This is a genomic window from Daejeonella sp., assembly GCF_049655485.1.
Classification (GTDB): domain Bacteria; phylum Bacteroidota; class Bacteroidia; order Sphingobacteriales; family Sphingobacteriaceae; genus Daejeonella.
In genome coordinates, this window is sequence record NZ_JBASJU010000385.1 from 1 (window position 1) to 9,157 (window position 9,157).

The 9,157-nt window shown below is 41.7% G+C and carries 5 protein-coding genes; 2 read left to right on the plus strand and 3 right to left on the minus strand.

From position 1 onward, the window contains the following. The first annotated feature begins 988 nt into the window (after positions 1-988). Positions 989-2,119, plus strand: a complete 1,131-nt coding sequence (locus WBJ10_RS15710) for a YncE family protein (protein ID WP_424291982.1) — start codon at positions 989-991, stop codon at positions 2,117-2,119. Positions 2,120-2,137: 18 nt separating this feature from the next. Here the strand turns inward: WBJ10_RS15710 and WBJ10_RS15715 are convergent, their stop codons facing one another. The 3 genes from WBJ10_RS15715 to WBJ10_RS15725 are packed head-to-tail and all read right to left on the minus strand — an operon-like array spanning position 2,138 to position 7,747. Next, complete coding sequence (locus tag WBJ10_RS15715) at positions 2,138-3,259, minus strand: Gfo/Idh/MocA family protein (protein WP_424291984.1); 1,122 nt, start codon at positions 3,257-3,259, stop codon at positions 2,138-2,140. Between the two features lie 6 nt (positions 3,260-3,265). Next, positions 3,266-4,177, minus strand: a complete 912-nt coding sequence (locus WBJ10_RS15720; protein WP_424291986.1) for a sugar phosphate isomerase/epimerase family protein — start codon at positions 4,175-4,177, stop codon at positions 3,266-3,268. A gap of 18 nt (positions 4,178-4,195) precedes the next feature. Further along, a complete protein-coding gene (locus WBJ10_RS15725; RefSeq protein WP_424291988.1) occupies positions 4,196-7,747 on the minus strand; it encodes a PVC-type heme-binding CxxCH protein in 3,552 nt (1,183 codons plus the stop codon). Positions 7,748-8,053: 306 nt separating this feature from the next. Between WBJ10_RS15725 and WBJ10_RS15730 the strand changes: the two genes are divergently transcribed. Beyond that, positions 8,054-8,947 (plus strand): AraC family transcriptional regulator, encoded by an 894-nt coding sequence (locus WBJ10_RS15730; protein ID WP_424291990.1) that lies wholly within the window; start codon positions 8,054-8,056, stop codon positions 8,945-8,947. Positions 8,948-9,157 lie beyond the last annotated feature (210 nt).

Consider the following 9,157-nt stretch of genomic DNA (forward strand, 5'->3'; position numbering starts at 1 on the left):
CGAAAGGGCGTTTTTTGTACATTTTTCCGAAGGAATCTTAATTTCTATCGAAGAAAAGGTAATAATTTATATCGGAAACTGCCTTAGAGCCTGCTGGAACCGTGTTTTTGGGAACCTCAAAGGTAACGACTTAAAATAATGGCCCTGAACGAAATTTTTCTTCGGTTCAACCAAGTGATCATCAAGCAGTAGAAAGTTTCTCTGACGGGCTAATATTTAGCTAAAATGAGTATACTATTCTTTCTTCCCTGCTCCCATTAAAGTTCAGAAAAATATTTTTAAAAACTGAAAAAATTTTAAAATTTTCCAGGTGTGAGTTTTGATTAGGGAAAAAATCTTGAAGGAGGGGGGCAGCGATCATTGGAGTGAGTGGTAAAGTACACTAAGGTTTATACACTAGTGGAGCAAAGTTTGACGTCGTCTATATCTGTCCACCTATTTCATAGAAATTTTATACGTGTTCATTTTTACTGAAAAAATGAACATGACCAGCTATTCCTCAACCCCAATCTGAAGTCGGGAGTCTGAATACATCCTAAAGCCAGAAAAGAATTGTAAGAATGCAATAAGTTAATCGGTACATATTCGATTATCTTACCATATAAATACACATAATCTAAATTACTCTAAGAAGCGACTAATGAGAGCCTTAGAAAGAAGGAGCCTGCGAGTGGACGAATGTTCATGGGATTTATAAGGAGATCGTTCTCCAAGCCTGAAAGGCTTGAATAGCAATAACCGCGGGCGTAGCCCGTGGTTATTGCGGCACGTTATTCTCCAAGCCTGAAGGGCTTGAATAACAATAACCACTGGCGTAGCCCGCTGTTGTTATACTTCTCAAAAAGCCAAGCGACTATACAAATGCCGGAGCCATCAATTTAAATCCGCTGCCGATCAAATAGTGTAGTCCTAAGCATTACTTGTGATACACGAAAAATACCAAGTTTCTCTTGAGGCTTATTATATTTATAAAAAAGTCGATGCCAAAATGAAAAGACCACATACCCTAATCTTATTTCTGCTCAGTGCAGTTTTATTGCTTACTTCGGCACAAAATCCCATTACCGACGCTCCAGATACTGTTGCTCCCACTTCGGGGCGATATCTGTATGTAGCCGTACCCGGTATCCGCGATTACCTTGGATACGGAGGTCATGGCATCCTGGTATTTGATATCGACAATAACCACCGTTTTGTTAAACGGATCAGCACACAGGGCTTTCATCCTAACAAGAAACCATCGAATGTCAAGGGTGTAGCGGTTAGCGTTTCCCTGAACAGTATTTATATCAGCACATTGGAATCCCTTCAGCGGATTGATCTGAGCACAGAAAAAATCTTGTGGGAAAAACCCATTGAGGGAGGAGCCGACCGCTTATCCGTTTCGCCTGATGGAAAAACCATTTATCTCCCCTCACTTGAAAAGGAATTCTGGAATGTAGTGGATGCTCAGACAGGGGAAATCATTACAAAAATCGTCACCAATTCAGGCGCGCATAATACCATATACGGTCCTTCGGGAAATCATGTTTATTTAGCGGGACTTAAGTCACCTCTATTAAATATTGCAGAAACAAAAACCCATACGGTCACTAAACAAGTCGGGCCTTTTGCCTCACAGATCCGCCCATTTACAATCAACGGCTCTGAAAGCCTTGTATTTGTAAACATCAATGAATTGCTTGGTTTCGAGGTGGGAGATCTGTCTACAGGCAAAAAGATTGCCCGTGTGGAAGTCGAAGGATGGACAAAAGGGCCGGTCAGACGACATGGTAATCCGGCCCACGGCATAGGCCTGACACCCGACGAAAAAGAAATCTGGCTGTGCGACGGATTCAATATGCGTATGCATGTGTTCAGCGCTGTCGCACCTTTCCAGCAATTAACAACCATCCCGCTTCAGGATATGCCTGGCTGGATAACCTTCAGCTTAGACGGGAAATACGCCTATCCTTCAAGCGGTGAGGTCATTGATGTAAAAACAAGAAAAATCTTGTTCACACTGCAGGATGAATTTAATAACAGCGTGGCCAGCGAAAAGATGCTGGAGATTGATTTTGAGAATGGGAAGGCCATACGTGCTGGGGATCAGTTTGGGGTGGGGAGGGTGAAACGGTAAAGGGTGTCTCATGATAAATCAGCTGATATCCGATAAAGTAAACTCAGGGAGGCGCATTATTTCTCCCCCCTTCAAAGCGGATTCGTGAGCCAATATACCCACACATACTATATTAGCTGATGCAACAGCATTAGGGTATGGTTGCCGGCCTTCAACAAGGGCGTTCAGGAATTCATTTACAAGATGCGGATGAGATCCACCGTGCCCTGAGCCTTGAATAAATGAGAGATGCTGATTGTTGTCTGTATCATAAACACCGGCGGTTGTAAAATGCCGGATTTCTTCCGGCAATAAATGCGCGTAATCAGGGATTTTTACCCTTGATGGGGATTCTCCTGTGTGAATAACGCTATCTTCATGTTCAATAAGCGTCCATTCAAATGATTTCTTCGAACCATAAACATCAAAACTTTCGCGGTACTGACGGGCCGTATTAAATAATGATCTAGTAACCTCAGCAGAAAGATCGGAGTCTTTAAACTTAATATGGCAGGTTTCTATCGCAAAAGGGGAGTTGTATTTAGAAATAAGATCTGCATCAATTGTGCCGGAGCCGAAACATGAAACATATTCGGCCTGTGCTTTAGGAAGTGCCAGTACAGGCCCTACGCAATGTGTTGCATAATGCATAGGAGGCAAGCCTTCCCAGTAACCTGGCCAACCGGCCATCTCCTGCTGATGAGAAGCGCGCAGAAACTGTATCTTTCCCAGTTCACCTGATTCATGAAGTTCTTTTACAAACAAGAACTCACGGCTATAGATCACGGTTTCCATCATCATATACGTGAGTCCGGTTTCTCTAACGGTTTCAACAATTTGCCTGCACTCTTCTATGGTTGTTGCCATTGGTACGGTACAGGCTACATGTTTGCCCGCTCTTAGTGCTGCGAGGGAAAGCTCTGCATGATTATTTATCGGTGTATTTATATGTACTGCGTCTATTAGCGGATCTTTAAGAAGCTCCGCATAGTCGGTATATCTCTTTTCAATACCAAATGCATCCCCTATTTCATTCAATTTGTCAGCGCTCCTCTGACAAATCGCATACATATTCCCCAAAGGATGTTTCTGATAAATTGGAATAAACTCAGCTCCAAATCCTAAACCTATAATAGCAATATTGATCTTTTTCTGACTCATGAACATCTAATTTAAAGCATTTGCATTCGTAGTAATTCGCTGGTTTTTTTTTATATCCTCACCGGAGGCCCATCTTTTCAGGAATTGCAGTCCTTCTCCTGCAAAGCTATCCTGGCTTGCAGCGAGAGGATGCCATATACAAACGGCTCCCGCAAGTTCCTGTACTTCGGGTGTAAAGCTCTCTATTGATACAGCACCCTGATACCTGATCGCACTTAATCCCCTGAAATAAGCATCCCACCGTGTCTGGCCCGTTCCGGGTGTCCCCCGGTAATTTTCTGAAACCTGAAGGTGGATCAGCTTTTTCCCGGCCAGCAGTATTGCTTCTTCAATATCCGGTTCTTCGATATTCATGTGGAATCCATCTAAGGAAACTTTAGCTGCAGGATGATTAATATCGTCTATCAGCCGAATCACATCTTTAGCCGTATTAACCAGGTCTGATTCAAACCTGTTAAGCGGTTCAAGGCCAATCTCAAGTCCGCGCTCAGCAGCCATGATGCAAACCTTACGAAGATTGATGACCGCACGTTCCCATTCTATTTTCCTTTGCTCCGGGGAAACATGGCGGGCTTTGCCCACTGCAGAATACATAGGGCCGCAAAAGAAGGGCGCACCCAGATCCCTGCAGATATCCAGGCAGGATTGAATGTATTGTAAACTAGTCTGGTGATATAACGGATCTTCATGGGTGAGATCCCGGCTTGTACCAAATGCCCCGCATATCACCGGCTGGAGGCCATATTCTGAAAGAGCCTCCCTGACTTTTTTAACATCGATCAGAGTCGGATCTTCAACCGGAATTTCGACAATATCGTACCCCATTTCCTTGATTTTTGAAAAGAGGCCAATGGCTTCTGTGTTAAACGGAGAGGTCCAAAGCCAGGTGCTTACGCCGAACTTTATTTTTAAACTCATATAAAATCTAATAAACAGTTATTTAGTTACGCGCATAATTCCGTTCATAATTCGCCAATGTCCCGGAAAGGTACATACAAAAGGATAATCGCCGGGTTTGCCTGGTGCGGTAAACTGTAAGGTGAAACTTTCGTCAGGGTTTAACAGCTTGCTGGAATACAGCACTTCCGGCATTTGCGGCACATAATCTGTTTGGACTCCTTTCGGGTCCCTGGCTAATGCATCAGCAGCTTCTCCTACTTTTTGTAAAGTTCCGGGCATTATAATGACCAGATTATGCTGCATGAAATCAGGATTTTCGAAGCTGATCATTACTTTCTGACCTGCCTTTACAGAGATTATTGTCTTATCATATTTCATTACGTTTTGAACTGTCCTGATGACAATTTTAATAGCCGGATCTGCCTTTGCCGCAGGTTGAGCGGGATTTATTACAGTTGCTTTATCCGGTGTTGCGGATGCACTGACAGGTCGCTTTAATGTCAGGAAAGCATTTTGCATATTCCCGGTAAAGGGAAATGCGCCTTCGTAATCCCCTATCTTATTTTCGTTATTGTAATCGGAAGCAACACGTACTCCCTCCGATAAAGGACGTGTAAACAATGAAGGTGCTTTTGCCTTAGCAATCTGGGTTTCATTTATTCTCAACGTTATTTCTCCATCACTTGCCAACCGGGCAAGCAGATCAAATTTTTCAGGCAGGGGGTCTGTTGATGATGCCATGTATCTTTTGCCATTTTGTATTACAAGCATATTTAACTTCCCATTCTGAAAAAACAATCCATATCCATCCTCATTTCCACCGTGCGCCATAATAACACCATTTAGCTCCTTATCAGCTTTATCCAATGTTGCTTTGATAATAATTTCTTTCCCTGCAACATTGGGAGGAAACAATATGGGGTTCCTTCTGTCCAGTTTGTATACTTCTTCATTCAGGCCTTTAAAAGCAAGCTGACTCAAACTCAAGCCCTTGACTTCTATATTGGTTAAATCAGTGTTCTTAGGATAAACATTTAGAAAACCGTTTTGATGAGTAATAATTGCAGCAAATAAAGCCTGCTGAAGTAATTCGTCTGTGCGATTTTCGGGTTTAAGACTCGCCTGGTACAACAATTTTCCCATTTCAGCAGAGGGTGGCATATCTGAAATAACCAGCATAACAGCCATGCGGGTACGCAGGTCCGGATCGTTTATCAATCCCGATTTCTGGATTGATTCTAACGTTTGCAGGCTCTTAGGTAAAACCTCTGCGGCGGCTTTTCTTACTCCGGCAGCGGGATGCGACAAGGCCTTGAGTACTGTATTTAATGCTTCTTTATTCGAATCATTCAAAACCCCCAGTCCATGCATCGTCCACAAGGCATGAACAGCAGGACTATTCAGTCCGATTTCATCAATTTTTTGGTTATTGATTATCTTGTAAAGTCCCGGTAGTACCGTTTGATCCTTTGATTCTACCAGCAATCGCTGAGCGGTGGTCCGCCAGAACATATTGTCATTCTCTAAAGCAGTTAGCAAACCTCTGGAATCGTTTACAGATAACTTTATAGGCGTATACTTTTTTGCATTCTTATAAACGACCCTGTATATCCGGCCGCGCTTAGTGTCGCGCAAAGGATTTACGTAAGCATTCCCCTCACCGTTTTGTGCCTGGTATCCACCTCGTTCAGTTGATGGAGTTGGATTATGCTGAATTATAAAATCATACCAGTCGGCAATCCATACCGCCCCGTCCGGCCCTACTTCGGCGTGAACCGGACCAACCCATTCATCAGAACTGGCCAATAAATTCCATCCATCTTTTTCCAAAAATCCACTTCCATGAGGTTCAAGTACAGCATTGTGAATAAGTCGGCCCGTAGGTTCACTAATAAAAGCAATACGGTTCCAGTATGATTTCGGAAAATTCCTGGCAGTATACAAATTATGCCCGGCGGCTGCGGTAAACCCCCCAAAAACGTCAACCTGCCTTAGATTTGGAGTCATTGAATGCATCTCATAATGACCGTCTATTTTTTTCACCGGCTGTACAAGTAAACCCGGCAAAACTCGCTTCATATATTGGTTAGACATTGAAAAATAAGCGCTATGCGTGTTATTAGCTGTAGAAATGAACACATCATTTTCCTCAGAGAAGCCCAAACCCCAGGTATTATTACTGGTACTTGCTAAATATTCCAAATTATTTCCATCTGGCGTAAAACGATAAACGCCCTGGTTAAACCTCATCGCCTTGTTACCTACCGTACCCTCAAAACCTGAGTAACCCAGAACTCCCCATATTTTATTGTCAAATCCATATTTCAGATTTGAAGGGCCGGCGTGGGTATCCTTTTTTCCCCAGCCGCTCATAATATTTTGTCTTATATCCGCTTTATCATCTCCGTTAGTGTCTTTCAGAAATACGAAATGAGGTGCCTGGGATATTATTATCCCGCCATTGCTAAATACGATACTGGTTGGTATATTCAAGTTATCAGCAAAAACAGTGAACTTATCCGCTTTGCCATCGCCATCTGTATCCTCGCAAATTTTTATCCTGTCATCGCCTATTCCGTCATCCTTGCTGATCGTATTCGGATAATCTACTGTTTCAATGACCCATAAACGCCCTCTCTCGTCCCAGGCCATTGCAACTGGATTGGTAATATCGGGCTCAGCTGCAAAAAGCTTTACCTCAAAATCAACAGGAACCTGCATTAGCTTCATGGATTGTTCCGGTGTGAACGCATGCTGAAATTTAGGTGCCGGATTACGTTTTTCGTAGTTTGGAATTACAGCTTCTTCATATATAGGCACAGGAGTATTTAGTTGTACAATCTGCTCATTTACTTTATCCCCAATCGCCCAAAGGACACCATTTTCTACCAGTTTCAGAAAGCCTGGCTTCGTCCAGGTGCTGTCGTTATGGCCATAAGCAGTATAAAATACACGTCCTTTTCCCTGGTTACGAACCCATGTCCAGGGTTCGCGAACAGAACCATCTACACGTTCCTGCAGAATGGTTATATCAGGATTAATGTTGCTATGCACATAAGTCTCATCCCAAGTCTCAAACTCAGAAATTCCCTTCATAACAGGATGGATTGTATTAACATTTTTAGCTGTAAAATCACCTGTTTTATGTGATTTAAACTGAGCCCCAACTGTTTGAGTATACCAGGCAGAATTGGTGAAACATGCGGATGCAGAATGCAGAGGAATTAAACCTTTACCACCTTCTACAAAATCTTTAATGGCTTTTTCCTTAGCAGCTGATATGGTGTTATAATTTGAGTATATGATCAATCCATCATATTTACTTAGGTTTTCGGCATTCAGATCATTTGTATCGACCGTATAGGTTAAGTTAATGCCTGCTTTAAATAAAGCGATACCAAGCCAGGGGGCATATTTTGTGGAATTATGATGTTTACTCGTATTGCCCAAAAAAAGCACTTCAGCTCTTCTTGCAGTTTGTTGTCTTACGGCACTTTTTAAATTATCGCCGATCAATAAGCTCACTTTATTTGCAGCACTATTAAATAACAAGCTCGTAAAAAGAAGTAAAAAGAATATTTTTTTCATCTGTTTTTTATTGTTTTTTAATGGTGATGAAGTTATCAGCTTAAGCTTTATTTGTTTTTGACATGATGTGATTTTATAAGCCGGAAACAATTTTATCCTTTGTTCCATTAAAAAAAAAACCTTATTCTATCCAATGTTGATGTTTTTATATCCTTGAGTTCAAGCTTTTGTCTATTTTTAGGATAAAATCAATAATCTGATGAAACCTGCATGAGCTTACCGCTCACATAACGACTTGAATATAAGCTCATGCCTGCCTGAACGGTAGGCAGGCAAGCTTCATCACCTTAAAAAAAATATATACAGATGAAAAATAGTATTCCAAAAGTGGCTATCCCCGACACAAAGGTCTTTGTGGCCAAACAACTGGAAGCATCCTATTTTGACCCTGTTTTTCATTTTCACCAGGAATACCAGTTATTTTTGGTCTTGCAGGGAAAGGGCACCCGCTTTGTTGGCGACAATACGAAACCCTTTGAAAAAGGGGATCTTGTTTTCACCGGACCGAATCTTCCCCATGTATGGCGCAGTGACGATTGTTATTTTGATAAAAAAAATAACCTAAAAACCAGGGGGATCGTTATCTATTTTAAAGATAATTTCCTGGGAGAAAGCATCTACCAGAAAGAAGAGCTGGAAAATATTTGTCATTTGCTGCAGAAGTCTGTAAGGGGGCTAGAAATAAAGGGGGGCACCAATCGAAAGGTCAGCAGAATGATGATCGAACTGCTGGAAATGAAGGGTACTAAAAGCATTATTCAATTGCTCAAGATCTTAGATATCCTCGCAAATTCCCCCGAATGCCATTTTATTACGCATAAGCATTACGTCCCTATCAATACCGAAGCAGAAACCACCCGGATGAACAAAGTTTATGAGTATGTCATGAAAAACTTCAGGCAGAAGATCATGCTTGATGATGTAGCAGCTATTGCCAGCATGACGCCGACGTCTTTCAGCCGGTATTTTAAATCGCGGGTAAATAAGTCCTTTTCCGATTTCTTAAAGGAGATCCGAATTGATTACGCCCGTAAATTACTTAGTGAAGAAAAAATGAACATTAACCAGATTGGATATGAATGCGGCTTCCACAACATTTCTAATTTTAACAAGCAATTTAAAAAAGTCACAGGTGACCATCCGTTTCATTACCGGATTGAATGTTTGAAGGTACAGATGGATGTGGATGGAAATTTTTGATTATTGAGCAGATTTACTACGGACGGCATCTTTAAAGGTTTGCTTAACTGACCATCTCCTGTTTCATTTAAAAGAGCCGAGCACTTTTTCTCGTTCTCAAAAGTTTTCTTTTATGTCCATCGCATATTCATTACCCTAATATCATTCCGATCTTGACGTGTTTATTTATGAATTTTTTCTACTCACCGTCAAAGATCCGAAGGATTAATT